This window comes from Rhizobium phaseoli (assembly GCF_010668805.1).
Taxonomy (GTDB): domain Bacteria; phylum Pseudomonadota; class Alphaproteobacteria; order Rhizobiales; family Rhizobiaceae; genus Rhizobium; species Rhizobium phaseoli_A.
Window position 1 is genome coordinate 33,257 of sequence record NZ_WUFT01000006.1, and the last position, 26,957, is coordinate 60,213.

General features: G+C 61.4%; 23 protein-coding genes. 9 read left to right on the plus strand and 14 right to left on the minus strand.

Annotated elements, in window-relative coordinates:
• Positions 1-61 precede the first annotated feature (61 nt).
• The 4 genes from GR197_RS10725 to GR197_RS10740 all read right to left on the minus strand — a co-directional run bounded on the left by GR197_RS10725 (position 62) and on the right by GR197_RS10740 (position 4,168).
• Positions 62-913, minus strand: coding sequence for a DUF1365 domain-containing protein (locus tag GR197_RS10725; RefSeq protein ID WP_164009185.1), 852 nt, complete (start codon positions 911-913; stop codon positions 62-64).
• Complete coding sequence (locus GR197_RS10730) at positions 910-2,241, minus strand: NAD(P)/FAD-dependent oxidoreductase (protein WP_164009187.1); 1,332 nt, start codon at positions 2,239-2,241, stop codon at positions 910-912. The genes GR197_RS10725 and GR197_RS10730 overlap by 4 nt, the downstream gene beginning before the upstream one ends.
• Positions 2,238-3,686: a cryptochrome/photolyase family protein gene (locus GR197_RS10735; RefSeq protein ID WP_164009189.1), complete on the minus strand. Its 1,449-nt coding sequence runs from the start codon at positions 3,684-3,686 to the stop codon at positions 2,238-2,240. Before GR197_RS10735 ends, GR197_RS10730 begins: the two co-directional genes overlap by 4 nt.
• Positions 3,687-3,841: 155 nt before the next feature.
• Complete coding sequence (locus tag GR197_RS10740) at positions 3,842-4,168, minus strand: hypothetical protein (protein WP_164009191.1); 327 nt, start codon at positions 4,166-4,168, stop codon at positions 3,842-3,844.
• 201 nt (positions 4,169-4,369) lie between these two features.
• Here GR197_RS10740 and GR197_RS10745 point away from each other — a divergent pair, with 201 nt between their 5' ends.
• Both GR197_RS10745 and GR197_RS10750 read left to right on the plus strand, forming a co-directional pair.
• Entirely contained in the window at positions 4,370-4,681 is a 312-nt protein-coding gene (locus GR197_RS10745) for a hypothetical protein (protein WP_164009193.1), read from the plus strand.
• A 122-nt stretch (positions 4,682-4,803) separates the two neighbouring features.
• Positions 4,804-5,481 carry an HAD-IA family hydrolase gene (locus GR197_RS10750; RefSeq protein WP_164009195.1) on the plus strand — a complete coding sequence of 226 codons (678 nt, stop codon included), beginning with the start codon at positions 4,804-4,806 and terminating at the stop codon, positions 5,479-5,481.
• A 27-nt stretch (positions 5,482-5,508) separates the two neighbouring features.
• Here GR197_RS10750 and GR197_RS10755 read toward each other — a convergent pair whose 3' ends face one another.
• The 6 genes from GR197_RS10755 to GR197_RS10780 form a co-directional block, all read right to left on the minus strand.
• Positions 5,509-8,166: a nitrate reductase gene (locus tag GR197_RS10755; RefSeq protein ID WP_164009197.1), complete on the minus strand. Its 2,658-nt coding sequence runs from the start codon at positions 8,164-8,166 to the stop codon at positions 5,509-5,511.
• Positions 8,167-8,502: a nitrite reductase small subunit NirD gene (gene nirD / locus GR197_RS10760; protein WP_204330162.1), complete on the minus strand. Its 336-nt coding sequence runs from the start codon at positions 8,500-8,502 to the stop codon at positions 8,167-8,169.
• Between the two features lie 4 nt (positions 8,503-8,506).
• Positions 8,507-10,957, minus strand: coding sequence for a nitrite reductase large subunit NirB (nirB, locus tag GR197_RS10765; protein WP_164009201.1), 2,451 nt, complete (start codon positions 10,955-10,957; stop codon positions 8,507-8,509).
• Positions 10,958-10,974: 17 nt separating this feature from the next.
• Positions 10,975-12,216 carry an MFS transporter gene (locus GR197_RS10770; RefSeq protein ID WP_164009202.1) on the minus strand — a complete coding sequence of 414 codons (1,242 nt, stop codon included), beginning with the start codon at positions 12,214-12,216 and terminating at the stop codon, positions 10,975-10,977.
• A gap of 434 nt (positions 12,217-12,650) precedes the next feature.
• Complete coding sequence (locus tag GR197_RS10775; protein WP_348643267.1) at positions 12,651-13,934, minus strand: CmpA/NrtA family ABC transporter substrate-binding protein; 1,284 nt, start codon at positions 13,932-13,934, stop codon at positions 12,651-12,653.
• Positions 13,935-13,968: 34 nt separating this feature from the next.
• Positions 13,969-14,556, minus strand: coding sequence for an ANTAR domain-containing response regulator (locus tag GR197_RS10780; protein WP_164009203.1), 588 nt, complete (start codon positions 14,554-14,556; stop codon positions 13,969-13,971).
• 251 nt (positions 14,557-14,807) lie between these two features.
• On the opposite strand from GR197_RS10780, the gene GR197_RS10785 reads away from it, so the two are divergent.
• From GR197_RS10785 to GR197_RS10805, 5 genes are all read left to right on the plus strand, one after another.
• Positions 14,808-16,634, plus strand: coding sequence for a TRAP transporter large permease subunit (locus GR197_RS10785; RefSeq protein ID WP_164009204.1), 1,827 nt, complete (start codon positions 14,808-14,810; stop codon positions 16,632-16,634).
• A 16-nt stretch (positions 16,635-16,650) separates the two neighbouring features.
• Positions 16,651-17,649, plus strand: coding sequence for a TRAP transporter substrate-binding protein (locus GR197_RS10790; RefSeq protein WP_164009205.1), 999 nt, complete (start codon positions 16,651-16,653; stop codon positions 17,647-17,649).
• Between the two features lie 288 nt (positions 17,650-17,937).
• A complete protein-coding gene (locus tag GR197_RS10795; protein ID WP_164009207.1) occupies positions 17,938-18,597 on the plus strand; it encodes a peroxiredoxin in 660 nt (219 codons plus the stop codon).
• Between the two features lie 150 nt (positions 18,598-18,747).
• The gene (locus tag GR197_RS10800) at positions 18,748-19,704 is read left to right on the plus strand and encodes a lytic transglycosylase domain-containing protein (protein ID WP_164009208.1); all 957 of its coding nucleotides are present in this window, start codon (positions 18,748-18,750) and stop codon (positions 19,702-19,704) included.
• Between the two features lie 91 nt (positions 19,705-19,795).
• Positions 19,796-20,749: an NAD-dependent epimerase/dehydratase family protein gene (locus tag GR197_RS10805; protein WP_164009210.1), complete on the plus strand. Its 954-nt coding sequence runs from the start codon at positions 19,796-19,798 to the stop codon at positions 20,747-20,749.
• 25 nt (positions 20,750-20,774) lie between these two features.
• Here the strand turns inward: GR197_RS10805 and GR197_RS10810 are convergent, their stop codons facing one another.
• Entirely contained in the window at positions 20,775-22,040 is a 1,266-nt protein-coding gene (locus GR197_RS10810) for a glycerate kinase type-2 family protein (protein WP_164009213.1), read from the minus strand.
• Positions 22,041-22,240: 200 nt separating this feature from the next.
• On the opposite strand from GR197_RS10810, the gene GR197_RS10815 reads away from it, so the two are divergent.
• On the plus strand, positions 22,241-22,540 hold the full coding sequence (locus GR197_RS10815) for a DUF6074 family protein (protein WP_164009215.1): 300 nt from the start codon (positions 22,241-22,243) through the stop codon (positions 22,538-22,540).
• Positions 22,541-22,612: 72 nt separating this feature from the next.
• Here the strand turns inward: GR197_RS10815 and GR197_RS10820 are convergent, their stop codons facing one another.
• Positions 22,613-23,704, minus strand: a complete 1,092-nt coding sequence (locus tag GR197_RS10820; RefSeq protein WP_164009217.1) for an extracellular catalytic domain type 1 short-chain-length polyhydroxyalkanoate depolymerase — start codon at positions 23,702-23,704, stop codon at positions 22,613-22,615.
• Positions 23,705-23,912: 208 nt separating this feature from the next.
• Here GR197_RS10820 and GR197_RS10825 point away from each other — a divergent pair, with 208 nt between their 5' ends.
• Complete coding sequence (locus GR197_RS10825; protein WP_164009219.1) at positions 23,913-24,320, plus strand: low affinity iron permease family protein; 408 nt, start codon at positions 23,913-23,915, stop codon at positions 24,318-24,320.
• Between the two features lie 25 nt (positions 24,321-24,345).
• Here GR197_RS10825 and GR197_RS10830 read toward each other — a convergent pair whose 3' ends face one another.
• Together GR197_RS10830 and GR197_RS10835 are read right to left on the minus strand one after the other, a co-directional pair.
• Positions 24,346-24,705, minus strand: a complete 360-nt coding sequence (locus GR197_RS10830; protein WP_164009221.1) for a low affinity iron permease family protein — start codon at positions 24,703-24,705, stop codon at positions 24,346-24,348.
• Positions 24,706-24,818: 113 nt separating this feature from the next.
• Positions 24,819-26,936: a catalase gene (locus tag GR197_RS10835; protein ID WP_164009223.1), complete on the minus strand. Its 2,118-nt coding sequence runs from the start codon at positions 26,934-26,936 to the stop codon at positions 24,819-24,821.
• Positions 26,937-26,957 lie beyond the last annotated feature (21 nt).

Here is a 26,957-nt window from a genome sequence, read left to right on the forward strand (position 1 = left end):
CGACGATACATCCGTGACGATGTGCTCGGGCGGCCTCCGGCCATTACATCGAAAGCTAATGTCATTCCGCCGCGTCTGCAAGCGGGCAGGGCTGGTGGATGCTGACTTCAGGCGGCGGGGCCGGACGCCTGATATAGCGGGCGCCTTTCAGCCAGAGTTTCAGCGCTTCCCAATGGATACCGGCCACGATTTTGACGGTGAGGAAAGGTATGGACGCCGTCAACCTTAGCAGCGAGGCGCTGGTCAAGGGCTCTTGTCGCCCGGAAAACGTCGCCGAAAGCAGCGGGCCTTCATTGTCGGTTTCGAGGATGCGCCAGCGGATTTCCGCGCCGGGCGGCAAGATGCGGAAATGATAGCGCGCCGCCACACCGATGAAGGGCGAGACGTGGAAGAGCTTGTCGCAGCTCTGGCGAAGGCCGCTTTCCGACATCTCGCCGCGGCCGACGGGACAGACATAGCTGTGCCGCTCGCCGAAGGTGTTGCGCACCTCGTAGATCATCGCGACGAGTGCGCCACCGGCATCATAGGCGTGATAGATGCAGAGCGGGTTGAAGACATAGCCGAGAATTCGGGGATAGCAGACAAGCAGGATCCTGTCGGCACGATCGAGCCCCGCTTGCGTCAGCAGCCGGTCGGCATAGATGCGTAGTCGCGTGTTGCCGGCATCGGCATGGTCCCTTTCGTAAAACGACACAAGATTGCCTCTGTTGACGGAAAACAGCATCGACGCCCGGTCGGCCTCATCGAGCCGATCAAGATCGACAAGCAGCGAGAAGACGCGGTAGCGGAAGCGATGGCCGAACGGTTTCATCCGTTGATGCATGATGTCGCCGACATAGAGTGCTGCCGCGGCATCTGGTGTAGGGCCGTTGGCCGCCGTGTCCATGCCACGCTTTTCGCCGCGTCCTCTCATGCTGTTGCATCCGGTTGAGGTTCCCAGGTTCGGACTGTCCGCCAGGGGATGATGCCGCCCATCGCCTCCGCTGCCGCCAGACCGGAAACGAGGCCATCCTCGTGAAATCCAAATCCCGTCCAGGCACCGGCGAAATGGCAATTGTTCTCTCCCTGAATGGCGGCAAGCGCCTGCTGCGCCTTCACCGCCTCGGTCGAAAATTGCGGATGCTCGTAGGCGAATTCCGCAAAAACCCTGCGGGGGTCCGGCTCACGATCCGGGTTGAGCGTCACGAACAGCGGAAAATTGTCGTCGATGCCCTGCAGCCTGTTCATCCAGTAGGTGACGGCCACGCCTGCCTTTCCATCTTCCCGGCTGGAACGCAGATAGTTCCACGAAGCCCAGACCTTGCGCCGCTGCGGCATAAGGGCTTCGTCGCGGTGCAGGACGACGCGGTTTGGCTGATAGGGGATGGCGGCAAGCAGTCTCCTTTCCCCGTCGGTAGCATCGACGAGCAGGCGGGCTGCCTGGTCGCTATGGCAAGCCAAGATCACCTTGTCGAAGGCGTGTTCGCTGCCCGTATCGTCAATGATCGTGATGCCGCTCGCGGAGCGGCGCACGCTGCGCACGCCGCAGGAAAGCTTCATCCGTTCGCCGAGCGGCTGAAGCAGCCGGTCGAGATAGGTGCGGCTCCCGCCGGTCACCGTCCGCCACTGGTGCTGCCGGCGATGGATCAGCCGGTGGTTGTCGAAGAAATTGACGAAATGCTCGGCGGGAAACTGCAGCATGCGGGCGGACGGCGTCGACCAGATGGCCGCCGCCATCGGCAGGAGATAGTTGTTGGTGAAACCCGGCGAAAAGCCGCGCCAGTCGAGATAGTCGCCGATTGACCGGGAGGCGAGATGGCCGGCCGCCCGGTCTTCGAGGCAGGTGCGGTTGAAGCGCAGGATCTCACGAATCATCCACAGGAACGACGGCCGCAGCAGGTTGCGCTTCTGTGCGAAGATCGACGACAGCCCGCCGCCGCACCATTCCAGTCTGCCGCGGTCGAGTGAGAGCGAAAAGCTCATGTCGCTTGCATGCGTGGCGATGCCGAGCTCGGCAAAGAGCGCCGTCAGATTTGGGTAATTCTGTTCGTTATAGACGATGAAGCCGGTATCGACGGCAATCCGCACCCCATCGTAATCGACGTCGACCGTCGCCGTGTGGCCGCCCGCCCGCGCCTGGCTCTCGTAGAGCGTAACGTCGTGTACCTGACACAGCGCCCAGGCAGCGGAGGCGCCCGAGATGCCGGAGCCGATGATGGCGATCTTCAGCCGGCGGGGAGCAGGACGCAAGTGCGCGTTCATGCGGCGTCCTTTGTGGCGTTGTAGGCGGCGAGCGCCCGGTTGCGCGCGCTCGCGTGGTCGACGATCGGTTTCGGATAGGTTTGGCCAAGCGTGATGCCTGCCTCGTCGAGCATGCTCTTTGGCGCTTCGAACGGCCGATGGATGTATTTTGCCCCGAGCTCTCGAAGCTCCGGCACATGCGCTCTGATATAGTCACCGTCCGGATCGAAGGTTTGGCCCTGCAGCACCGGATTGAAGATCCGGAAAAACGGTGAGGCATCGGCTCCTGAGCCAGCCACCCACTGCCAGCTTGCGGCGTTGTTGGCTGGATCGGCATCGACCAGCGTGTCGCGAAACCAGGCCTCGCCCCGGCGCCAGTCGACCATCAGATCCTTGATCAGGAATGAGGCGACGATCATCCGTACGCGATTGTGCATCCAGCCATGGCGCCAGAGCTGGCGCATGCCGGCATCGACGATCGGGTAGCCGGTCAGCCCCCGGCGCCACGCGTTGAAATCGTCATCGTCGTTGCGCCATTCGAAGCCGTCGAAACGATTGTTCCAGTTTTCAGAGGCAAGCTGCGGGAAATGGAAAAGCAGGTGATAGGAAAATTCGCGCCAGGCGATCTCCTTGCGGAAATGCACGATATCGGCCGCCGGCACTTGGCTCGTAAGACCGCGTGTCGCATCCCAGATACGCGCAGGCGAGATCTCGCCGAGTGCCAGATGCGGTGACAGCATCGATGTCGCTTGCTTCGCAGGATAGTCGCGGTTTTCTTTGTAGCCATCGAGCGCTTCCTCGACGAAGTCACGAAGCTTCTCCTGCGCACCTTCTTCGCCCGGCGTCCATAGATCGCCAAAATCCTTCGCCCAGTTCGGCGTCGTCGGCAGCAGTCTCCAGCTCTCCAGCCCTTCGGATTTTGCAAGCTGCGATGGCAGCCTTAGTTTCGCAGGCGCGGCGAGCGGTCGCTCCGGTTCGCCGGCGGCCTCCAGCGCCCGCCAGAACGGCGTGTAGACGCGATAGGGTGTGCCGGCACCGGTCATCAGCCGGGAAGGCTCGTGCAGCAACTGGCCGCCGAAGCTTCTCGCCTCGATCGCCTGCTTTTCCAGTTCGTGCTTGATTTGGATGTCGATGGCGATTCCGGATGGATCGTAGCGGCGGTTCCAGAAGACGGCTTCGGCACCACTTTCCTTGATCAAAGCGGAGAGCACCTCTAGGGCCTCGCCGCTGGCAAGCACCAGCCGTCCCTGCCGCTGGCGCAACGACCTGTCGAGCGCTTCCAGCGAATGGTGCAGCCACCAGCTTTGCGCAGCGCCCAGGGGACTGGTGCCCGCCGCGGGCTCGTTGATATAGAGGGGGATGACTGGCCGCCCGGAGAGATAGGCTGCATTGAGAGCCTGGTTGTCGTCAAGGCGCAAGTCCTTGCGAAACCAGAGAATGGCCGGTTTTGCCGCGTCCTGTGCCAATAAGCCGTTTCCTGCTTGTGTTCTTTTCAACCTGCTACGGATGTACGGAGCGGCCGGATCAAAAGTTTCATCCGCGAGAAAAAGCTTTGCATCGCCGTCGCGAGATGAAAAAGGCCGGCGTGAACCGGCCTTTTTCAGTCATCGGAGGTTGCCTGTTAGTTGTCGTACTCGCGGCAAGCGTCGCTGATCGATGCGCCGCTTTGACCGCCGCGGGTGTCGACGCCGGACATCTGTTGCGGCATGCCGGGGCATTCCATCGATTGCGGACGGCCGATGCTTTGTGTCGTCATCGGGTCGACCGGCGCGCTGCGCACCGGATACATGCCGTTGTCACTGTTGGTGTAATCGGATGAATAGCTACCCGAACTCGGATCGGTCGAGCCGCCATTCGTCGGCCCGATCGGGTCGGGGTTCGACTGGGCAAAGGCAGACGAGGCCATGCCGATCGCAAGCAGCGAAGCGGCAATGAGGGACTTGGTCATGAGGATATCCTCCTTTGATTTTCATCTTGGGTGGCCCTGGGGTAACCGCGCTCTGGAATCGTTGTTCCGAAATTTGCCAAAAACTTTTACGCGAACCTTCCATGGTTACGCATAAACCTTAACGGGCGAAGCCGCTGGATCGGCACCCCCGCCTGCCTTAATTGCTGGATAAACGCTGAAAACCGGCAGCATGAGGCCGCTATGTTCATTTCCCCTCGCGAGGCCGCAGATTTGGGCCTCCAGATTGCCCTTGCACTCGCCTTGACGGCAAGCGGCATGGCGATCGCGTCCTCTGCCGTGGGCCGCGAGAAGGGCAGGATTTCTTCAATCGACGTCAGCCGCCCCTCGCTATGGACCGCCACTCCGATGCGCGTCGATCCGGCCGCACAAGCCCACCTGCGCGCCGATACTCCGGTCGCACGGGAGCTCGCCGCCAGCACCGACACCCTCTGCCACGACGCGATTGGTCTCCGACTCTCCTGCGGCTTATTGGCCACCCGCACCGCTTTCTAAGGCGGTTTTTGCCTTCTCAACAGCGGCCGTCGTCTTTCCGCAAGCTTGCAAAATGCAATAATTTGCCCTTATCAATCGACAGCAATGACCGTCCGATATTCCTCCTGAAAAGGATCTACGTTTTGTCCCTGCCGATGCCCCGTGGCTTCGAGAAGCCTTATGCCGCCTTCCTGTTCGATATGGACGGCACCATCCTCAATTCGATCCAGGCGGCGGAGCGTGCATGGAGCGACTGGGCAAGGCGTCACGGGCTCGATGTCGCCGCCTTTTTGCCGAAGATGCACGGATCGCGTGGCATCGACACGATCACCCGGCTGAACCTGCCCGGAGTAGACCCCGAACATGAATCCAGGCTGGTGACCGAAGCCGAAATCGCCGATGTCCGCGACGTCGTTGCCATTTCAGGTGCTGCGACATTCCTGAGTTCACTGCCGCCGGATCGCTGGGCGATCGTCACATCCTCGCCGTTGCGTCTTGCCCACCGGCGGCTGGAGGCGGCAGGCTTGCCGGTGCCGAAATTCATGGTGACGGCGGAGGATGTGAAGGTCGGTAAACCCGATCCGCAATGTTATATTCTGGGCGCCGAGCGGCTCGGCGTCAGCCCCCATGATTGCCTGGTGTTCGAGGATGTCGCAGCCGGCATCATTGCCGGCGAGGCCGCCGGCGCCGATGTCATGGTCGTTACCGCTACCCATCACCAGAAGATGGAGACACCGCATCCGACCCTCGCATCCTATGACGAGATTTTGGTGCGTATCTCAGCCGACCATCAGATGTTCATCGTCCCGAACGCGGCCTGATCGCAGCCGCGCCGCGTTTCCGGCCTTTCACTCCGCGGCCGCGGCAAGACAGCGATCGATGATCCTGCCGATTTCGCTGCGGCAGGAGCCGCAATTGGTTCCAGCACTCGTTTCCTTGCCGACCGCCTCGACGCTGTGGCATCCGCCGCGCACGGCGGCAGCGATCTGGTTGACCCCGACGCTGAAGCAGGAGCAGACGGTGGCGCCCGGATCCGGCCTGCCGGCGCCGGGACGGCCTGCAACGAGTGCAAAGCGCTTCCTGAGGTCGCCATGCGAGGCGGAAAGCTGCGAGATCGCCCAGTTGCGGGCGACGGCGACCGGCTCGCGGGCGAGGAACAGCGCGGCGAGCAGGGTCTCGCCATCGAAGAAGGCGAGCCTGAGGTCGCCGGATTGCCGGTCGGCATAACCCAGCGGCTCGATTTCATCAGGAATGGCGAAAACCGCGCGGCACCAGGCCGTCCAGTCGTCGACCGCGTCTCTGAAGGCAAGTTCCAGCCGCCAACCGCCGTCGGCTTTCGCCAGCGCCCAATAGGCTGCCTCAGGTGTCGCCGGTTTTGTCGCCGAGACGGCGAAGCCATAATGGGTGGCGGGGAAGGGCCGGACGGCGACGGCAACGTTCTTCGACGCCGGCTGGCCGGAAAACGGATCGGTTATCGGCGCGACCACCGCGTCGATCCGCGCTTTTGCGGCGAATTGGTCGTTCCAGTGCATCGGCGCAAAAATGCCGCCGCGTGCCTGGCGATCGGTCACCAGCGCCCGGACGATCGCCTTTCCGTGGGGGCTGTCGATCTCGACGAGGCCGGCGCTTGATATACCGGTCTCGATCGCATCGCGCGGATGGATCTCGGCAAAGGGTTCGGCGATGTGGGCGGACAGCCGCGCGCTCTTTCCGGTGCGCGTCATTGTGTGCCAGTGGTCGCGGATGCGCCCGGTGTTCAGCGTGAAGGGGTAATCGGCATTGGTGCGATCTGTTGCCGGCGGTTGCACCGCGACGAAGCGCGCCTTGCCATCGGCATGGAAAAACCCGCCCTCGGCGAAGAAGCGGGTGATGCCGGGTTCGGTCCCGACCGCCTGCGGCCATTGAAAGGGCGACAGGTCTTCGTAGGCGCCGTCGCTTATGCTCGCGCGAGCGCCGATGTCGAAATCGCGGCTGCCGTTATTTTCGAAGGCGGAGAGCGCGGCATGTTCGGCAAAGATTGCGGCCGGCGCATTGAAGTCGAAGGCGGCGGCAAATCCCATGCGGCGTCCGACCTCTGCAAGCTGCCACCAGTCGGCCTTGGCATCGCCTGATATGCCGAGAAACGGCCGCTGTCTGGAAATGCGCCGTTCGGAATTGGTAACGGTGCCGTCCTTTTCGCCCCAGCCGAGCGAGGGTAGAAGCACATTGGCGTGCCGGGTCGTATCCGTCTCTTTCAGGATATCGGAGACCACCACGAAGGGACAGGCGGCGATGGCGCTTTCGACGCTGTCGGCGTCCGGCATCGAGACGACGGGATTGGTGGCCATGATCCAGAGCGCTTTGATGCGCCCGTCGGCCACCGCACGGAACATGTCGACCGCCTTCAAGCCGGGTTGTGCGGCGATGACCGGTGAATTCCAGAAGCGCTGCACGCGGTCCCGGTCTTGCGGATTTTCGATCGCCATATGGGCGGCAAGCATATTGGCGAGACCGCCGACCTCGCGCCCGCCCATGGCGTTCGGCTGGCCGGTCAGCGAGAATGGTCCCATGCCGGGAAGGCCGATGCGGCCGGTCGCCAGATGGCAGTTGAGGATGGCATTGACCTTGTCGGTGCCGGAGGAGGACTGGTTGACGCCCTGGCTGTAGCAGGTCACGACCTTCGGCGTGGTCTCGAACAGCCGGAAGAACTCCCGGATCTGCATGGCCGGCAGGCCGGTCCGCTCCAGGAGGTCGTTGATATCAAGCGCTGCGGCCGCCGCAAAGGCGTCGGCGAAACCTTCCGTGTGGGAAGCGATATAATTCTGATCGATTGCCGGGCTTGTCGCGAGATGGGCAAGCAGTCCCATGAACAGCGCGACGTCGCCATCCGGGCTGATTGCCAGATGCAGGTCGGCGATATCGCATGTCATCGTCCGGCGCGGATCGATGACGACGATGCGCATGTTTGGCCGCGCCACCTTTGCGGCGGCAAGCCGCTGATAGATGACGGGATGGCACCAGGCAAGGTTGGAGCCGGTGAGCACCACCAGATCGGCAAGTTCGATATCCTCATAGGTTCCGGGCACCGTATCGGCGCCGAAGGCGCGGCGATGCCCCGCCACCGAGGAGGACATGCAGAGCCTTGAATTGGTATCGATATTGGCCGAGCCGATGAAGCCTTTCATCAGCTTGTTGGCGACGTAGTAATCCTCGGTCAGCAACTGGCCCGAGACGTAGAAGGCAACGGAGTCAGGCCCGTGTTCGGCGATGGTTTCGGAAAAGCGCCGGGCGACCAGATCCAGCGCCTCGTCCCAGCCGCTGCGTGCGCCGGCGATTTCGGGATAAAGAAGCCGGCCATCGAGATCGATGGTTTCGGCAAGCGCCGAGCCCTTCGAGCAGAGCCGGCCGAAATTCGACGGATGCTCGGGATCGCCCTTGATGCTGACTGAGCCTGCATCGTCGACGGTGGCGAGAACGCCGCAGCCGACACCGCAATAGGGACAGGTGGTCTTGACCTCAGCCACCATCTATTCCGCCGCCATCATCAGGCTTTCCAGGGCAATGAACAGCCTGCCGTCTTCGTTCAGCACCTGTATCGTCCGGACCTCGCCCTGGTCGGCGCCGAGAGCCTTGCCGGTTTCCAGCGAGATCACCCAGTTGTGCAGCGGGCAGGTGACGGCTTTGCCGTGAACGATGCCCTGAGACAGCGGACCGCCCTTGTGCGGGCAATGATCCTCGATGGCGAAGACCTCGTTTTCGGCGGTGCGGAAGACGGCGATCTTGCCCTGCGGTGTCTTTACGCAACGCGCCCCGCGCAGCGGAATGTCGGAGATGTCGCCGATTGCGATCCAGTTCATGCCCATCTCCTTATTCTGCAGCCTGCGGATAGCCGATCGTCGCCATCGGCTTGAACTCATGCTTGTCCTTGCCGGAAACACGCTCCGACCAGGGATCGACCTGGGCAAACTTTTGGCTGAACACGAAGCGCTCGTAATAGGCTTCGCGCTTTTCCGCATCGCCCATGATCTGCCGGCGGATTTCTTCGAGGCCGACGCGCTTGGCCCACTTGTAGATGCGCTCGAGGTAGCGGGCCTGCTCGCGATACATCTGCGTCAGCGCCACGATATGCTCCAGCGCCTCGTCCTCGGTCTTCACCAGGCCGAGCACCTCCGTACCCTTGATGTCGAGACCGGCGGCACCGGCGAAATGGATCTCGAAACCGGAATCGACGCAGATCACGCCGATATCCTTGCAGGTTGCTTCGGCGCAGTTGCGCGGGCAGCCGGACACTGCCAATTTCAGCTTGGCCGGTGTCCACGAACCCCACATGAATTTCTCGATGCGGATGCCGAGACCGGTGGAATCTTGGGTGCCGAAGCGACACCAGTCGGAGCCGACGCAGGTCTTCACGGTGCGCAGACCCTTGGCATAGGCCTGGCCGGAAACGAAACCGGCCTTGCCGAGATCGGCCCAGACGGCCGGCAGGTCTTCCTTCTCGATACCGAGCAGGTCGATGCGCTGGCCGCCCGTCACCTTCACCATCGGGATCTCGAATTTGTCGACGACATCGGCGATGGCGCGCAGTTCGTTCGAATTGGTGACGCCGCCCCACATGCGCGGAACGACGGAGTAAGTGCCGTCCTTCTGGATATTGGCATGCACACGCTCATTGATGAAACGCGACTGGTAGTCATCGGCATATTCGTCCGGCCAATCGCTGATCAGGTAATAGTTGAGTGCCGGCCGACACTTGGCGCAGCCGCAGGAGGTCTTCCATTCCAATTCCTGCATGACGGCCGGGATGCTCTTCAGCCCCTTTGCCTTGATCAGCCGGCGGACATCGTCATGGCCGAGTTCGGTGCAGGTGCACATCGGCTGCACCGCAGCCGGATTGTAGCCGTCGCCGAGCGTCAGCGCCATGAGTTGCTCGACGAGGCCGGTGCAGGAGCCGCACGAGGCCGACGCCTTGGTATGGGCCCGCACGTCGTCGAGCGACGTCAGCCCCTTGGCCGTAATCGTCGAGGTGATCTTTCCCTTGCATACGCCGTTGCAGCCACAAATCTCCGCGTCATCCGGCAAGGCTGCAACGGCCGCCATAGGGTCCAGCGGCGACCCTCCCTGATAGGCCTGTCCGAAGATCAGCGTCTCGCGCATCTCCGAAATATCGGTCGCTTTTTTCTTCAGATCGTTGAACCAGGCGCCGTCGGCGGTCTCGCCGTAAAGCACGGTGCCGATGATCTTGTTGTCCTTCAGCACGAGGCGCTTGTAGACGCCGGCGCTGGCATCGCGGAGCACGATCTCCTCGCGGTCGTCGCCGTCGGCGAAGTCTCCAAGGGAATAGAGCTCGATGCCGGTGACCTTGAGCTTGGTCGGTGTATCCGCGTGAACGAAGGCCGGCGAGCGATCGCCGCAGAGATGCGCTGCGGCAATCCGGGCCATTTCATAGAGCGGCGCAACAAGGCCGTAGACCATGCCGCCCACCTCGGCACATTCGCCAAGCGCCAGAATATTGCCATCCGAGGTCTGCATGCCGGCATCGACGACGATGCCGCGATTGACCGCAAGGCCGGCGTCCTTCGCTAGGCCGACACTCGGACGAATGCCGACGGCCATCACCACCAGCGTTGCCGGGATGATGCGGCCGTCGTCAAGCTCGATGCCCTCGACCTTGCCGTTGCCGACGATCGCCTTGGTATTGGCCTTGCAGATGACCTTGATGCCGCGCTCCTCGACCGCCTTCTGCAGCAGATAGCCGGCGGCGGGGTCGAGCTGGCGCTCCATCAGCGTCGGCATGACGTGCAGCACGGTGACGTCCATGCCGCGCTGGGCAAGACCGGCCGCCGCTTCCAGGCCGAGCAGACCGCCGCCGATGACAACAGCCTTTTCGCGCGACTGAGCGGCAAGCAGCATCGCTTGCACGTCGTCCAGGTCGCGATAGGTGATGACGCCGGGCAGATCCTTGCCGGGGACGGGGATGATGAAGGGTACGGAACCGGTGGCGATCACCAGCTTGTCATAGCTTTCGGTGACGCCGTGGTCGGAGGTGACCGTCTTGGCGACGCGATCGATGTTGATGATCTTGTGGCCCTTGTAGAGCATGATGCCGTGCTTGATGTACCAGCCGTCACCGTGAATGATGATCTGCTCATAGTCCTTCTCGCCGGAGAGAACCGGCGACAGCATGATGCGGTCGTAATTGACCCGCGGCTCGGCATTGAAGATCGTCACTTCATAGCGTCCGGGCGCCTGTTCGAAGAGATGCTCCAGCATGCGCCCGGGCGCCATGCCATTGCCGATGATGACAAGTTTTTCGGTCATATTTCCAAGTCCTTAGATCAGGTTGCAGCCACGGGCGCCGAGTGCCCCTGGCGCGACAGTTGCTTTACGGACAGGTGCATCCAGATGAGAGAAGCGACGACGACTGCAAAGAGCAGCAGGAAACAGCTGGACCATAGGCCGGTCATGTCCTTGAGCAGGCCGAAGGCGATCGGCAGGATGAAGCCGCCAAGGCCGCCCATCATCCCGACGATGCCGCCGACGGCGCCGACGCTTTCGGGATAGTAGGCCGGAATGTGCTTGAAGACGGCGGCCTTGCCGAGGCTCATGAAGAAGCCGAGCACGAAGATGACGACGATGAAAATGGCAGGCGTAATCGTAGCGGCCGGCAGGGCCAGAATGAGAGTGGCCACGGCCGACACGGCCAGCATCGCATACATCACGCTGCGTGCGCCCTTCTTGTCCGACAACACGCCGCCAAAGGCGCGGAAGATGCTGCCCGGGATCGAGTAGCAGGCAGCAACCATGCCGGCCGTTTCCAGGTTGAAGCCGTAGACGCCGACCAGGTAGCGCGGCAGCCACAGTGAAAGGGCAACGAAGCCTCCGAAGGCGAAGAAATAGTAGAGCGAGAAACGCCAGACCTGAACGTTCTGCAGCGGCGCGAATTCCTGAGCCAGGCTCTTGGAGGCGACGCCGCGCTCGCGGCGAAGACGGAAGGCCGGGTCATCGGTGGTGGTGAACCAGAAGACGATTGCCATCAGCGCGAGACAGACGGCCCAGATCTCCGCAACCGCCTGCCAGCCCCATGCCAGCAGGACGAAGGGGGCGGCGAATTTGGTCACGGCTGCGCCGACATTGCCGGCGCCGAAGATGCCGAGCGCCGTTCCCTGCTTTTTCGCCGGGAAGAAGGGCGAGACATAGGCGACACCGACCGCGAAGGAGCCGCCGGCAAGCCCGACGCCGAGACCGGCAATCAGCATCTGCGTATAAGTCTGGGCGTAGGAAAGCAGGAATGTCGCCAATGCGGCGGCCAGCATGGTGATCGTATAAACAAGGCGGCCGCCGTAACGCTCTGTCCAGATGCCGAGGACGATGCGCACCAGCGAGCCGGTGAGGACCGGGGTTCCGACCAGCAATCCGAACTCCGCCTCGTTCAGGCCGAGGTCCTGCTTGATGCGGATGCCGATGATCGCAAAGATCGTCCAGACGGCGAAACAGAGGGTGAAGGCGGCTGTGGAGATCCACAATGCTTTGGCTGGTTCGCCGGCGGACATAGGCTCTGCTTTCTCGATGACAGACATGGCTTCTCCGTGGCCCGACGAGGTCGTGCCGATCCATTGCTGAGGGTTAAAACAAAAAAGCCGCTGGCCAGGCCGCGCATACACGAGGTGCGCGAATTATCCTGATCAGCGGCTTTGCTGGTGGCGCCCGTCGTTGGACGCCGAATTCATGTCAGTAAGACCTACGTCTTCAATCTGAAGCGCAATGTCTTTGTCGTCCCCGAGCGCCTGATGCGCGCTCATCCTGCTGATCGTCGTTGATCGGTGCATTAATAGCGTTGCAAGCTGCGTGCCAGTTTGCTGTTTTTATAATAAGTCACTGAATAAAGTAAGGATTTTTAAAATTCAGTCGTATGCCCGTTTTTGGAGCTGCTGAAAATCGTGCAAATTTTTTGTGCGTTGCGGTGTGGGAGACGGAGAACCTTGCTGGCGTTTTGTGCAGGCCGGCCTGTCGATCAGGTCTCATCGCTGTGGGAAGCGAAGGGCAGGGCGCTCCGGACGGCGAAGCCCGCGACATAGTCCGGCAATCGCGCCGGATCGAAGACGTGGTCGTCCATGAAGCGGTCGCCGTCGTCATTGCCTTCGATGCGGATATCGGCGTCATCGGGTGCGTTGTCGTCGCCGAGAGCTCTGCGATAAAGATCGGGGCGATAGGCGGATGCGGCGGCCCTTGCGCTGTTGAGGCTGGCCTCGGCCTGTCCCCAACGGATCATCTGGCTGTAGATCCAGAGAGCATGGCTCGGCCGGGGATAGTTGGCGAAGCCGGAATGGAACATGAAATAATCGGCAATGACGCGGCGGTTGCCCTTTGCATCGAGGCTGAATTCGCCGGCGAGAACACGGCGAATGATCTCGACGGGGGCGGCGATATAGCGGGAATCGGCAAGAGCTGCCGCCAGCGCGTCGTGATTGTCCGGCCGGTCGCACCAGCGGGCTGCGGCGTCGAGCGCCACGATCAGCCGGGAAACGGTTTCCGGATGGCTTTCCGCCCAGTCCGGCCGCATGCCGATCACCTTTTCCGGAGCCGACGGCCAGATATCCTGTTTGGCGGCGACGATGCGGCCGAGACCGCGCTCCGAGGCGACCATATTCCACGGCGCGCCGACGCAGAAACCGTCGATCGCGCCGGCTGCAAGCGCGTCCGAAGTCAGTGGCGGCGGCACGACGACGAGCTTGACGTCCGTGTCGGGATCGATGCCGCCGGCCGCCAGCCAGTAGCGGAATTCGTAATTGTGGGAGGAAAAGGGATACGTGACCCCGAAGGTCGGCAGCGGCTCGCCGCGCATCTTCATCGCCGCCAGTGTCTTCGCCAAAGCTTGCGCATTGTCGAGCGCATTTGCCGTTTCCGGCAATCCCGCGTCATCCCGCATCCTGTCGAAAAGCCGCGTCGATAGCGTGATCGCGTTGCCGCCGCGTCCCAGAGAAAACGGCGTGATCGTCGGCGAGGGATTGGAGCCTAGACCCAGCATGGAGGCGACCGGCATCGGCGACAGCATATGGGCGATATCGAACTGGCGGAATGCCAGGCGGTCGCGGACATTTGCCCATGAGACGTCCTTGACGAGATCAAGCGTCAGGCCTTCCTTCTGCGCAAAGCCGAATTCTGCCGCCGCAATCAGCACCGATGCGTCGACGAGCGGAATGAAGCCGGCCCGAAGCACTTTCGGTCCTTCGTTATTGACGCGCACGGGCGAAGGCAGCCCGCCGCTAGAATTCGTCGCCTTCGTCATCATATCCACTCCGGTTCCTCCGGAAATTCGCGATCGTCGGCCATTACATCAACAGCCCTGCGGCGGTGACGACGCTCTGGGCGATTTCCGACATCTTCTTCTTTTCGTTCATCGCTGTCTGGCGCAACAGGGCGAAGGCCTCTTCCTCGGACAGCCCGCGCATCTTCATCAATATGCCCTTGGCGCGCTCGATGAGCTTGCGTTCTTCCAGCGCTGAGCGGGCGTCGGCAAGCTCGCGCCGCAGCCGGCTGAAGGCATTGAAGCGGCTGACCGCCATGTCGAGGATCGGCTTGACGCGTTCCTTCTTCAATCCGTCGACGATATAAGCCGAGACGCCGGCATCGACCGCAGCCTCGATCGAGGCTGTGTCGGAGCGATCGACGAACATGGCGATCGGCCGGCTGACCGTGCGCGTCAGCTGGAACAGATGCTCCATCATGTCGCGGTTGGGATTTTCGATATCGATGATGATCACGTCTGGCGTCAGCGTTTCGATGATTCGCGCGATGCCGTTGACCTCATGCACCACGGTGACGCGCGTGTGCCCCGCCTCGCGCAGCCCTTCTTCGATGATGGAGGCGCGTATGGCATTTTCGTCGATCACCAGAATTGTCAGATCGAGATGCGTCATTGTTTATTGATGACGCACTGCAGCAATTTTGGCAAGGTGTCGCCTGAAAAACGTGCATGAACATTAATGCCCAAAAAACAATCAAATGCCGCACTTTGGGGCTGCTCCATTCAACAGGCCCGATAGCGCAATTTTTCTGGCCCGCTGCCGCTTGAGGAAGCGCTCCGTTTCGGCGAAAAGGCGTGACGCTCTCGACCGCGATCTCTTTGAGGATCAGGAGTGCCAGATCCTCTGGGCAGAAGGTAGGTTTGTTGGCCACCAGTGAAGTTCATCCGATCGAACGGGTTGGGGACGATGGGCTTGCGGCGCGGGCGCTGCGGGCTGTAGAAGCGATCCTCGGCACTGCCGCGGCATCCGTTCTCGCCGTATTGCTGTTCATGGTGCTCGTTACGGTCTGCCTGCGTTATTTCTTCGGCACCGGCTTCATCGGTGCCGAGGATCTCGGCATCTGGCTGCATGTGGCACTGATCGCGCTCGGCGCGCCGCTCAGCCTCAACAGCGCGCTTGCCATGCGCCTCGATGTTTTAGTCAGGATGCTGCCGGAAAAGCTGCAGAAGTTGACACGGATCGGCGCCGACATCTTCACCGTGCTTTCGGCGTTGATCCTGAGTTTCGGCGGCAGCGAGATCATGACGATGCTCGGCGGTACCTCGCCGACGCTCGGCCTGCCGGAATGGATCCGCTTCGGCTTCCTCGGCGCCGGCGGGGCGCTGATCCTCGTCGTGTTGCTGCTGCAGCGTATCGCCGACGGCAAGGTCTTGCCGGTAACGCTTTCGCTTGCGCTGGGCGTTGCGCTCTATGCGGGCATCCCGCATATCTCAATTGATCTCGACTGGCCGCCGAGTATCTTCCTCGGGTTGATCGCGGCGATCGGTCTCGTGCTTGCTGCACCGCTGCCGCACGCCTTTCTCGCTGCGGCCTATGTCGCCATCGCCTTCGGCAGCAGCCTGCCGGAAGCGGCGATCGTTTCCTCCACCGTCACCGGCATATCGAAATTCCTGCTGCTCGCCATTCCGTTCTTCCTGCTCGTCGGCGGCCTGCTGACGGCGTCGGGCGTCGCCAATCAGCTCGTGCGCTTCGCCGCTGCTATGGTCGGTCATCGCCGGGCCGGACTGGCGCAGACAACGCTTCTGACCAGCGTTCTGTTTTCCGGCGCTTCCGGCTCCTCGGTCGCAAATGCCGCTTTCGGCGCATCGACCTTCCAGCCGGAGCTGGTCAAGCACGGTTATCCCCCCGCGCAGGCGGCGGCGATCATCGCCTCGACATCGGTTCTCGACAACATCATCCCGCCGTCGATCGCATTTCTGATCCTTGCCTCGGCGACCAATCTTTCCGTCGGCGCACTGCTCGTCGGCGGCTTCTTCGCCGGCGGGCTGATGGCAATATGCCTGGCTGTCGCCATCCACCTGACCGTACGCGAGCAAGTCACCTTGTCGCGGGCCAGCGCGAGGCAGCGCTGGCAATCGGCGGTCCAGGCGATCCCGGCCTTCGGCCTCGGCGTCATCGTCGTCGTCGGCATCCGTATCGGCATCGTCACGACAACCGAGGCGGCTGCACTCGCGGCTTTCTACACGCTGCTGCTCGGCATCGGCGCGCAGCTCGGTTTCCTCTCGCTCTATGCTGCCTTCCGTCAGGCGGCGGTCGAGGCAGCGGCGATCGGTCTTCTGATCGGCACGGCCGGCCCTTTCGCCTTCCTGTTGGCGGTCGATGACGTGTCCTCGCTGATCTCGCACCTGACGACGGCGCTCGGCGGCAGCGCGCTGGCCGTCATCCTTTTGTCGAACGTCATTCTGCTGGTCGTCGGTCTCGTTCTCGATATTGGCGCTGCGATCCTGCTCTTCGGCCCGATCCTGCTGCCGGCAGCGGTTGCCGCCGGCATCGATCCCATCCAGTTCGGCGTGATCATCGTCGTCAACCTGATGATCCACGGACTGACGCCGCCTCTCGGCATGCTGATCTTCGTCGTCAGCGGCGTCACCCGCATTCCCGCCTCAGAGCTCTTTCGGGCGGTGGTTCCCTATCTGCTCGCCCTTCTGGTCTCGCTCGCAATCCTCTGCGCCTGGGCCATCATCGTTTAACGAACAGGACAACCCCATGGACAATCTCAACCGACGCCATTTCCTGAAAACCGCAGCGCTCGCCGGAACGGCACTGGCAGCACCCGCTTTCGTCCGCACGGCCACCGCCCGGACCACGACGATCACGATTGCCTCGCTGCTTGGCGACGACAAGCCGGAAACGAAGATCTGGGTGAAGATCGGCGAACTGGTCGAGGCCAAGCTTCCCGGCCAGTTCAAGTTCAATATCGTCAGGAACGGTGCGCTCGGCGGCGAGAAGGAAGTGGCCGAGGGCGTGCGCCTCGGCTCGATCCAGGCGAGCCTCACGACGGTCTCGTCGCTTTCCGGCTGGGCGCCGGAATTGCAGATCCTCGATCTGCCCTTCCTCTTCCGCGATGCCGACCATGTGCGCAGGACCGTCAGCGGCGATGTCGGTGCCGATCTCAAGCAGAGGCTGCAGGCGCAGAATTTCGTCGTCGGCGATTTCATCAATTACGGCGCCCGCCATCTCCTGACCAAGGAACCGGTGACGCGGCCCGAGCAGCTGAAGGGCAAGCGCATCCGCGTCATTCAGAGCCCGCTGCACACCAAGCTCTGGAGCGCATTCGGCACGACGCCGATCGGCATTCCGATCACCGAGACCTACAATGCGCTATCAACCGGCGTCGCCGACGCGATGGACCTGACCAAATCGGCCTATTCCGGCTTTAAACTCTATGAGGTCGTGCCTGATATGACCGAGACCGGCCACATCTGGGCGTCCGGAGTCATCTATTATTCCTCGACCTTCTGGGCCGGCTTGAATGACGAGCAGAAGGCGGTATTCCAGCAGGCGTCCAGCGAAGGCGCCGCTTATTTCAACCAACTGATCGTCGACGACGAGGTGAAGTCCGTCGAGACGGCGCTTGGCCATGGCGGCAAGCTCTTGAAGCCGGAAGTCTTCGATGAATGGCAGAGGGGCGCGCAGGGCGTCTGGGCCGATTTCGCGTCTGTTGTCGGCGGCATCGGCAGGATTAAAACCGTGCAGGCGGCTTGAATGAGGGCAGGGCGGACCGGGAATGTTTCTGAGAGGGCCGATTGAAATATCGGCCCTGTCATCGCTCGGTTGCATCGGAAAAATAATGCCGCCGCAGGCCTGAAATCGAAAGAGCATGCCTTCGGTGATCGTGGTATATGACGTACTTAAAATCCTGGAATGGGAAGTTTTTACCTTCGGCCGGTGCGATCCTGTTGACCGCAATCTCGTGACCGCTTCCGGCGGACGGATCCCATGGCCTCGATTTGAAACAAACAACATTGAACACAAGGCTTTGGAGGGCCGACCATGAGCTTACGCATCAACGATATTGCCCCCGATTTTACCGCCGACACCACACAGGGACCGGTCAGCTTTCATGATTGGATCGGCAATGGCTGGGCCGTCCTGTTCTCGCATCCGAAGAATTTCACCCCTGTCTGCACGACCGAGCTCGGCGCCATGGCCGGCCTCGCCGGAGACTTTTCCAAGCGTGGTGTCAAGATCATCGGCATCTCGGTCGATCCTGTGGAAAGCCATGCCAAGTGGAAGAACGACATCAGGACCGCCACCGGCTTCGACGTCGATTATCCGCTGATCGGCGATAAGGACCTCAAGGTCGCCAAGCTCTACGACATGCTGCCGGCCGGCGCCGGCGAGAGCTCGGAAGGCCGCACGCCCGCCGACAACGCCACCGTGCGTTCGGTTTTCATCATCGGTCCCGATAAGAAGATCAAGCTGATCCTCACCTATCCGATGACGACGGGCCGGAATTTTAACGAGATCCTGCGCGCCATCGATTCCATCCAGCTGACGGCCAAGCACCAGGTGGCGACACCGGCGAACTGGAACCAGGGCGACGACGTCATCATCACCGCTGCGGTTTCCAACGAAGACGCGATCACGCGTTTCGGCTCCTTCGATACGGTTCTGCCCTATCTCCGGAAGACCAAGCAGCCGACGGCCTGATTGCTGTTTTCAAGATCTTTACTGAAGCCGCCGCGGCCGTTGGCCCGGCGGCTTTTTCATGCGCCATTGCCGAAATGAGGAAGCATCGCGCCGTGATCGATGCTATCTAGGATCAGCGTCGCGATGAAAGTTCGAACCTGCCGAGATCCGATGATAGGGCGAAAGCATCAGTCCGACATGGGGAGGAGAGCTGCGAAGGCCCTGCTTTCGCTCTGTTTTCTATTTTCCGTCATCGACATGCCGAAAGCTCAGCCGGAAGGAAGCGATGCCGAACCGGCCTGCCTCTATTCCGGACCTTCGGCGTCGGGATCGGGTGAGACGCTCTGCATCCGTAAGGACAATTTCAACCGCGATCTCTGCGCTGCGATCGAGCATTTCGCCGAGGCCAATCAACTGCCGCCGGAGTATTTCGCCCGTCTCATCTGGCGCGAGAGCACCTTTCGCCCCGATGCCGTCAGCTTCAAAGGCGCGCAGGGAATTGCGCAGTTCATGCCGGGAACGGCGAAACTTCGTGGCCTCGAAGACAGCTACCAGGTGCTGGAGGCGCTGCGGAAATCGGCGCAGTATCTCGACGAATTGCGCAATCGTTTCGGCAATCTCGGCCTTGCCGCCGCTGCCTACAATGCCGGCGAAAACGGCCTCGCTTCTTACCTGGCGTCAGGCAGATTACCTTACGAGACGCGCGGCTACGTCATGGCGATCACCGCCCATACGGTGGAAGAGTGGAAGGATAATCCGCCGGAAGATGCGGCGGCCCCGCTCGACAAGGACAAGCCCTTTGTCGATGGCTGCGTGGCGCTTGCCGAGCGCCGGATATTGAAGGACACGCCTTGGCGTCCGGAAGGCGATTGGGCGCCCTGGGGCGTCCAGCTTGCCGCGAACGCCAATGTCTCGGTCGCCCGGCGCATGTTTCTCGATGCCGTGCAGGATCTGCCAGCACCGCTCAACGCGGAACAGCCGCTGATCCTGCGCCAGCGCGATCGCAGCTTCGGCTTTCGCCCGCGTTATGCCGCCCGTATCGGCCGGCAGACGCGCCTGGAGGCCAACAACCTCTGCAACCAGATCCGCAGTCACGGCGGCACCTGTATTGTTTTCAAAAATCAATAGCGGGGGCCGCCATCCTTGGCGAAAACTCTGCTTGCAGGATCGCGACACGGCGCAGCATAGTCGACGGGGAAATATCGAGGGAGGAACGACAATGCGGGTTTTGGTCATCGGTGCAACGGGCCATGTCGGAACCTATCTGGTTCCACGTCTGGTTGAGGCAGGGCACGACGTCGTCACCATCAGCCGCGGCGCGGCAAAGCCCTACACGGAAAACCGCGCCTGGGCCTCCGTCGATCAGCGTCAGATGGATCGGACAGCGATGGAGCGGACGGGTGATTTCGGCCCGGCCGTGCGTGACTTGAAAGCCGACATCGTCATCGACATGATCAGCTTCACGCTGGAGAGCGCGGAGCATCTGGTGACGGCGCTATCCGGGCATGTCGGTCATTTTCTGCATACCGGCACGATCTGGACACACGGCCACGCCAGTGCCGTGCCGACGCTCGAAGAGGCGCCGAAGTCTCCATTCGGTGACTACGGCATCCAGAAGGCGGCGATCGAAACCTATCTGCTGCAGCAGGCAAGGCTTCGCGGCTTTCCGACGACCATCATCCATCCCGGCCACATTGTCGGTCCCGGATGGGCGCCGCTCAATCCGGCCGGTAATTTCAACCTGCAGGCCTTTTCAACCCTTGCTCGGGGAGAGAGCCTGGCGCTGCCCAATTTCGGTCTTGAGACCGTTCATCACGTCCATGCCGATGACGTAGCGGCGATGTTCATGGGGGCGATTGCCAATTGGAATGCGTCGATCGGCGAAAGTTTCCACGCGGTTTCGGAGCAGGCGCTGACGCTCCGCGGTTATGCCGAATCCATGTCGCACTGGTTCGGGCAGGAGCCGAAGCTCAGCTTCGCCCCATTCGATGCCTGGGCCAAAAGCCAGACAGCCGAAGATGCGGAGGCGACCTGGGAGCATATTGCCCGCAGCCCGAATTGTTCGATCGCCAAAGCCCGGCACCAGCTCGGTTACACCCCCCGATACTCCTCCCTGCAGGCGGTACAGGAGGCTGTGGGATGGCTGGTCGGGCAGGGGCGGATCAAAACCTGATCCGCCGGCGCCACTTGGCCCGATTTTATACGATCAAGATAGCCCTGAAATCATTGACGTTGGTACCGGTCGGGCCGGTTTCGAAGAGGTCACTGGTGGCCGCAAAGCCCGAATAGCTGTCATTGCCGTCGAGCAGCCGGCGCGGATCGAGCCCGGCGGCACGAAGGCGCTTGACTGTGCCGCCATCGGCAAAGGCGCCGGCATTATCCTCCGAGCCGTCGATCCCGTCCGTGTCGGCGGCAAGGACATGGATACCCTGCTGTCCGTCGATATCAAGCGCCATGGCGAGGGCGAATTCGCCGTTGCGTCCGCCTTTGCCGCCCTTGGCTCGGAGCGTCACCGTCGTCTCGCCGCCGGAAAGGATGACGACCGGCTTCGAAAACGGCCTGTTCCGACCCGCCACCTCGCGGGCGATGGCCGCATGCACCCGCGCCACGTCGCGCGATTCTCCTTCGATCGCATCCGAAAGGATGGCGGCCTCGATCCCCTGCGACTTCGCCAAGGCGGCCGCCGCCTCCAGCGACACGCCGGCAGAAGCGATGATATGATGCGTGTGCCGTAAGAAGACCGGATCGTCCGGCCTCGGCGCATCGGCCTTCGGCGAATTCAGATGGTCGAGCGCTGCCTGCGGCAGCTGCAATCCATATTGCTTGATGATCTCCAACGCATCGTGCCGCGTCGAACCATCAGGCACGGTCGGCCCGGAGGCGACATGGGCCGGGTTGTCGCCAGGAATGTCGGAGACGATCAGGCTGACGACCCTTGCTCTGGTTGCTGCCGCAAGTCTCCCGCCTTTGATGGTCGAGAGATGCTTGCGCACGACGTTCATCGCCGAGATCGGCGCGCCCGAGGCAAGCAGCCTTTCGTTGAGGGCAATCTCGTCTTCGAGAGCCAGCCCCTGCGGCGGAGCGGGCAGCAGGGCCGAGCCGCCGCCGCAGATCAGCGCGATCACCAGATCGTCTTCCGTCAGTCCGTTCACCGTCTCCACCAGCCGCCTTGCCGCGGCAAGGCCTGCCGCATCGGGAACAGGGTGGGAAGCCTCGATGATCTCGATATCGCGTGTCTCGCAGCCATAGCCGTAGCGCGTGACCACCACACCCGTAAGCGGCCCCTCCCAGACGCTTTCAAGCGCCCGCGCCATCTGCGCAGCACCCTTGCCGGCACCGATCACAACGGTCTTTCCCTTCGGCCGATCCGGCAGGTTTGCCTTGATGCCGGTCAGCGGATCGGCGGCGCAAACCGCCGCGTCGAACAGGCTTTTCAGGAAATCGCGGGGATTGCTTGTCGTCATCGGTGGTCTCTGTTGCCTGGAGTATCGAGCGTGACACGGACTGTCGGCGCATCGGCCTGCCGGCGTCAAGGTCGAAGGCGAGCCTGACTGACGGCCGCGGGCTGCAAATTCTGCTTCGTCAAAAGGAACCGAGACGAACGATAGAAAGCATTAACCATAGTCCCGTAGACAACGAACAGGATCAAAGGAACCTGTGTTCGATGGCTACTGAAATGACCTGCCGCCCCGCCGCCGTTAGTGAAGGCAGGGTTATTGCTTTTCCCTCTGCAACCGGAACCGCCAATATCGAGCGCTGCGCCCGTGAACTCGGCCGGCGACACGGCGCAGAGGCGATAGAATTCTGGAGGGCCGAATGCCGCAGGCTCGCCGATCAGCTTCTGGCAGCCGGGATGCCGGAGAGCGACGTCGGTCAGCGGGTGATGCAGTTTCAGCAGGATGTCCAGATCGAACTCGTCCTCAGCCATCAAAACGGGCCACTGCCCAAGTCCCAGAACCGATAGCGCAATCTCGCCGGCTCCCGCCGGTCATTCTAGCGTGACGGTATAGCAGCCAGGACCGCTCCTGGTGTCGTTTTACCGTAGCAGGCCGGCAGACCGAAGGGCGTCTTCAATGACCTTCTGAATGCTGCCACGGTCGCTCCCCGCGGCAAATGGACCTGCGACGTTTTCCGGTTGCGCAGCAGAGGGTTCTGAACTGCGCCGCTTTTCGAACGAGGGAACAAGGCCCCAGGACCTGGCAATTTCGACCGTCGAGGAAATTCCGACGTCAAGCATGAAGGGGGCGCTTGCCCCGTAGCCGGTGCCGACATCGAGCGGCGTGCCGTGATCCATCCCGGCAATCGTATAGAGTTCGATCACCTCGACCCCCTGAGCATCGGTCCAGACCCGTCGCTGATGTCGTCCGATATCCTCGACGCGCGATGGCGATGCGTCGACGCCGTGGATATTTCTCCATTGCTCGACGATTGCATTCGCATTGGACGGCACGACGGTTCTGTCTGCGGTTCCCTGCCAGAGCGACACTGTCGGCCACGGGCCTTTGTGGCCTGAAGCGTTTCTCAACCGCAGTTCCAGTTCTTCTGCCGTCGGACCGCCATGGCCGCGCATTCGGTCGAACGCCTCGGGAATGGTCGCGGCGCTGGCATAGGGCAGGCCCGCGATGATCGCACCGCCGGCAAAAACTTCCGGATAGGTGGCAAGCATGGCGGCGGCCATGGCACCGCCGGCCGAAAGCCCCGTCACGAATACGCGCCGGCTGTCGATGCCGTGTTCCGCAACGAATTTTGCGATCATCTGGCGAATGGAAGAGACCTCGCCGTGATCCCGGCTTATGTCCTCCGAGTTAAACCAGTTGAAGCAGAGGTTTGGATTGTTTGCCCGCCGCTGCTCGGGAAACAGCAGTGCGAAGCCATAATCCTCGGCCAATCGCGACCACCCCGACCCGCTATCATAGCCTGATGCAGTTTGGGTGCAGCCGTGCAGGACGACGACTAGGGCCATGTTTTTCCCGCGCTTGCCCGGCAGATAGGTATAACCGCCCAAGGCACCCGGGTTTGCGCCAAACGCCTCCAAGGCGACAAGATCGGAATTGTCCCGCGTGGGTTGGGGGCGAAGCGTTCCACGCAGCGCAGCAAGGCGTGCGAGGGTGTCTGACATAGATCTCATGAAAGTCTCCGCCAATCAGCAGCCGGGATGGCGGTGATGCTTAACCAAACGTCTAGGCTAGCAAAAAGTTGCTGCGCTGCACAATATTTTCTGAGCGGGCCGCGTTTCCGGGTGCGCGACAGCTCGTCAGCGAGGAACTTCGGCCGGGATTTGGCGTTGAAGTTGTCGATTGACAGCATTGATGCTGCAAGCCAACGAGGCTTTTCAGATGTCGAACAAACCCAACTTCTTCTCTTCCTTTGCAACCCTCGTCGCCGATTTCTCGGGAAAGCCGTTCACCTTCGTAGCGGCGCTGGCGCTCGTGCTTGCCTGGGCGATTTCCGGCCCGTTTTTCGGCTATTCTGAGACCTGGCAGCTTGTGATCAATACAACCACGACTATCATCACCTTCCTGATGGTATTTGTCTTGCAGAACAGCCAGAACCGTGACGGGAAGGCGGTCCAGGCCAAGCTTGACGAACTCATCCTGACGAGCCAGGCCGCCAACAAGTTTGTCGGTATCGAAAAGCTGGAGGAAGAAGAACTGAGGGAAATGAGCAAGACGCTTGCCGCGCAAGCCGAATGCGTTGAGGAAAAGGCGGATGAGAAATCTGCCACGGAGGCAGCCTCCACCTGATGCACAGGCCTCGATGCGACGCGGTTTAGTTCATCGTCTCTGAGGTCTGGTCGTGATGTTGCCGGCGCATTTCCTCGATGGCCTCTGCCTCTTTCTTCTCAGCCGCAATCCAGTGATTTCCGGCCTTACTTGATCGGATCAGTTCGTCGAGTTTGGCATGGAGCGCCATCATGTCTCGATTTTGCGAGTGCTGCACCAGCAGCAAAATGAAAAATATAATAAGTGTACCGACCATGTTGGTCAGCAGAAGCCACTGCCGAGGGAAAGAAAAACTAAGGCCGACTGCCGTCCAGATGGTTACGAAGGCGACCAGCGTGCCAACGGCCACACGATGCCCTGCCCATAAGACGGCTAAGTCGGAGATCTGTCGAAAGCACCAGCGCATACGGCTCTCCACAGCGCACCAGACGGAAGAAGGTTGCGCGCCCCACATGGTCTAAAACCCGCGTTTGCGCGGGTTTTAGATTGCGACAACTCATCCCCACCGCGACAAGACGGTCAATTCAATTTGACCGACGGTTCCCGGCCCCAGACACGCAGTTTGCCAAGTACCTTGATAAAGGCCGCGACATCCCCTGCCGCTCTAAGCTTGATCACGCCCTCATCCAGTGAATCGGCAATTCCGGCCTTCTGCATGAGGGGCAGAGCTGTTTCCACATAGCCGATAAACTTGCAGTGCACGAAGGCATCCGACACGAAATCACGGGCCGTTGCCTCTTTCAGGAGATCGCTGCTCCCCTCTGAGGAAGGGAGGAGCGCGACGGCGTCGTAGAGCACCGAAGGTCCGCCGTCGATCATCTGATGCGCCTCGATCCAATTGCCGTCCGAGAGCGTCACGCCGCCGATCTTTGGCGCGATCACTTCGAATGTTGCCCTCTGTTCGGTGATCTCAGCAAGCAGCGCCTTGAAGATAGCGGCATCGCTACCATCGGTGACAAGAATGCCGAGCTTGCGTCCTTCGAACCGTTTCGGACCGCGCTCGATAATGCTGAGCGCCGGCGACGGCTCGAGATCCTGGCGCGTCGGCATGGCGGCATCGGCAGGCTTCGGCATCGATTTGAAGCCGAGTGCGTGGCCGACCTTGCTGGCCAAAGTCTCATCGATGTTCATCAGATGCGAGACCATGCGTTCGCGAATGACAGGTGTCTCGACCTTGCTCAGTTCGAAGATCAGCGCTGCCGCGATATGGCGTTGCTCCGGCGGTGTCTGGCTGATGAAGAACTGTCTGGCCTGGCTGTAATGATCGGCAAAGCTTTCCGGCCGCAACCGGACTTTGGGACCCTGCTCCTCGGCGGGGAAGTGACGATAGCCCTGAACCGGCGACTCTCGCGGTCCCTGATTCCAGGAGTTCGGCTGGTAATTGACCCGTCCGACAGGATTGCGCATCGCCATATGGCCATCCTGCTGGAAATTGTGGAAGGGACATTTCGGAGCATTGATCGGCAGATGGGTGAAATTCGGACCGCCCAGACGTTTCAGTTGCGTGTCGAGATAGGAGAAGTTCCGTCCCTGCAGAAGCGGGTCGTTGCTGAAATCGATGCCGGGCGGAACGTTCTGCGTCATGAAGGCGACCTGCTCGGTCTCGGCGAAAAAGTTTTCGGGCATCCGGTCGAGCACGAGACGGCCGACCGGTTTGACCGGCAGGGTCTCCTCGGGAATGATTTTCGTCGGATCGAGGATGTCGAAGTCGAACGTATCGGCGAAGTCCTGATCGAAGAGCTGGACACAGAGCTCCCATTCCGGGAAGTTTCCTGACTGGATCGACTGCCAGAGGTCGCGGCGATGGAAGTCCGGATCCGCACCGTTGATCTTGACCGCTTCGTTCCATGCGACGGATTGCAGGCCAAGTTTCGGTTTCCAATGGAATTTGACGAAGGTCGATTCATCGGCGGCGTTGACGAAGCGGAAGGTGTGAACACCGAAGCCCTCCATGAAGCGGAAGGAGCGGGGGATGGCGCGGTCCGACATGACCCACATGATCATGTGCATGCTTTCGGGGGTGAGGGTGATGAAGTCCCAGAAGTTGTCGTGCGCCGACTGCGCCTGCGGAAATTCCCTGTCTGGTTCAGGCTTCACCGAATGGACGAGGTCCGGAAATTTAATCGCGTCCTGAATGAAGAAGACGGGAATGTTATTGCCGACCAGATCCCAATTACCCTGCTGAGTGTAGAGCTTTACCGCAAAACCGCGCACGTCGCGCGCCAGATCAAAAGATCCCTTGCTGCCGGCGACTGTCGAAAACCGGACGAAGGCCGGCGTCTTTTCGCCAGGCCGCTGGAAAAGATCGGCCCGGGTATAGGCGGCAAGCGACTCGTATGTTTCGAAGTAGCCATGGGCGCCGTAACCGCGCGCATGGACGACCCGCTCCGGGATGCGCTCGTGGTCGAAATGAAAGATCTTCTCGCGAAAATGGAAATCATCGATGAGGGCGGGGCCGCGGGCGCCGATGCGAAGCGTATTCTGATCGTCGGAGACGGGGCCGCCTTGGGCTGTGGTCAGCACCGGCGAACCGTCTTCGGCAAACTGATGAAGCTCGCCGCCTGCACCCAGGTGCAGTTTCTGATCATGGATCGTTGCGCTGTCCGAGGGCGAGATCTTGGACGTCTTCTTGGCCATCTATTTTCTCCGGAAAAGGTT

Excerpts from the sequence above, each read along its gene's own strand:
- GR197_RS10795 (WP_164009207.1), top strand. The coding sequence starts at position 17,938 with ATGAGCTTACGCATCAACGATATTGCCCCCGATTTTACCGCCGACACC.
- GR197_RS10745 (WP_164009193.1), top strand. The coding sequence starts at position 4,370 with ATGTTCATTTCCCCTCGCGAGGCCGCAGATTTGGGCCTCCAGATTGCC.
- GR197_RS10830 (WP_164009221.1), bottom strand. The coding sequence starts at position 24,705 with ATGCGCTGGTGCTTTCGACAGATCTCCGACTTAGCCGTCTTATGGGCA.
- GR197_RS10820 (WP_164009217.1), bottom strand. The coding sequence starts at position 23,704 with ATGAGATCTATGTCAGACACCCTCGCACGCCTTGCTGCGCTGCGTGGA.
- nirD (WP_204330162.1), bottom strand. The coding sequence starts at position 8,502 with ATGGGCATGAACTGGATCGCAATCGGCGACATCTCCGACATTCCGCTG.
- GR197_RS10800 (WP_164009208.1), top strand. The coding sequence starts at position 18,748 with ATGATAGGGCGAAAGCATCAGTCCGACATGGGGAGGAGAGCTGCGAAG.
- GR197_RS10835 (WP_164009223.1), bottom strand. The coding sequence starts at position 26,936 with ATGGCCAAGAAGACGTCCAAGATCTCGCCCTCGGACAGCGCAACGATC.
- GR197_RS10805 (WP_164009210.1), top strand. The coding sequence starts at position 19,796 with ATGCGGGTTTTGGTCATCGGTGCAACGGGCCATGTCGGAACCTATCTG.
- GR197_RS10825 (WP_164009219.1), top strand. The coding sequence starts at position 23,913 with ATGTCGAACAAACCCAACTTCTTCTCTTCCTTTGCAACCCTCGTCGCC.
- GR197_RS10780 (WP_164009203.1), bottom strand. The coding sequence starts at position 14,556 with ATGACGCATCTCGATCTGACAATTCTGGTGATCGACGAAAATGCCATA.
- GR197_RS10790 (WP_164009205.1), top strand. The coding sequence starts at position 16,651 with ATGGACAATCTCAACCGACGCCATTTCCTGAAAACCGCAGCGCTCGCC.
- GR197_RS10740 (WP_164009191.1), bottom strand. The coding sequence starts at position 4,168 with ATGACCAAGTCCCTCATTGCCGCTTCGCTGCTTGCGATCGGCATGGCC.
- GR197_RS10770 (WP_164009202.1), bottom strand. The coding sequence starts at position 12,216 with ATGTCTGTCATCGAGAAAGCAGAGCCTATGTCCGCCGGCGAACCAGCC.
- GR197_RS10725 (WP_164009185.1), bottom strand. The coding sequence starts at position 913 with ATGAGAGGACGCGGCGAAAAGCGTGGCATGGACACGGCGGCCAACGGC.
- nirB (WP_164009201.1), bottom strand. The coding sequence starts at position 10,957 with ATGACCGAAAAACTTGTCATCATCGGCAATGGCATGGCGCCCGGGCGC.
- GR197_RS10810 (WP_164009213.1), bottom strand. The coding sequence starts at position 22,040 with ATGACGACAAGCAATCCCCGCGATTTCCTGAAAAGCCTGTTCGACGCG.
- GR197_RS10730 (WP_164009187.1), bottom strand. The coding sequence starts at position 2,241 with ATGAACGCGCACTTGCGTCCTGCTCCCCGCCGGCTGAAGATCGCCATC.
- GR197_RS10815 (WP_164009215.1), top strand. The coding sequence starts at position 22,241 with ATGGCTACTGAAATGACCTGCCGCCCCGCCGCCGTTAGTGAAGGCAGG.
- GR197_RS10755 (WP_164009197.1), bottom strand. The coding sequence starts at position 8,166 with ATGGTGGCTGAGGTCAAGACCACCTGTCCCTATTGCGGTGTCGGCTGC.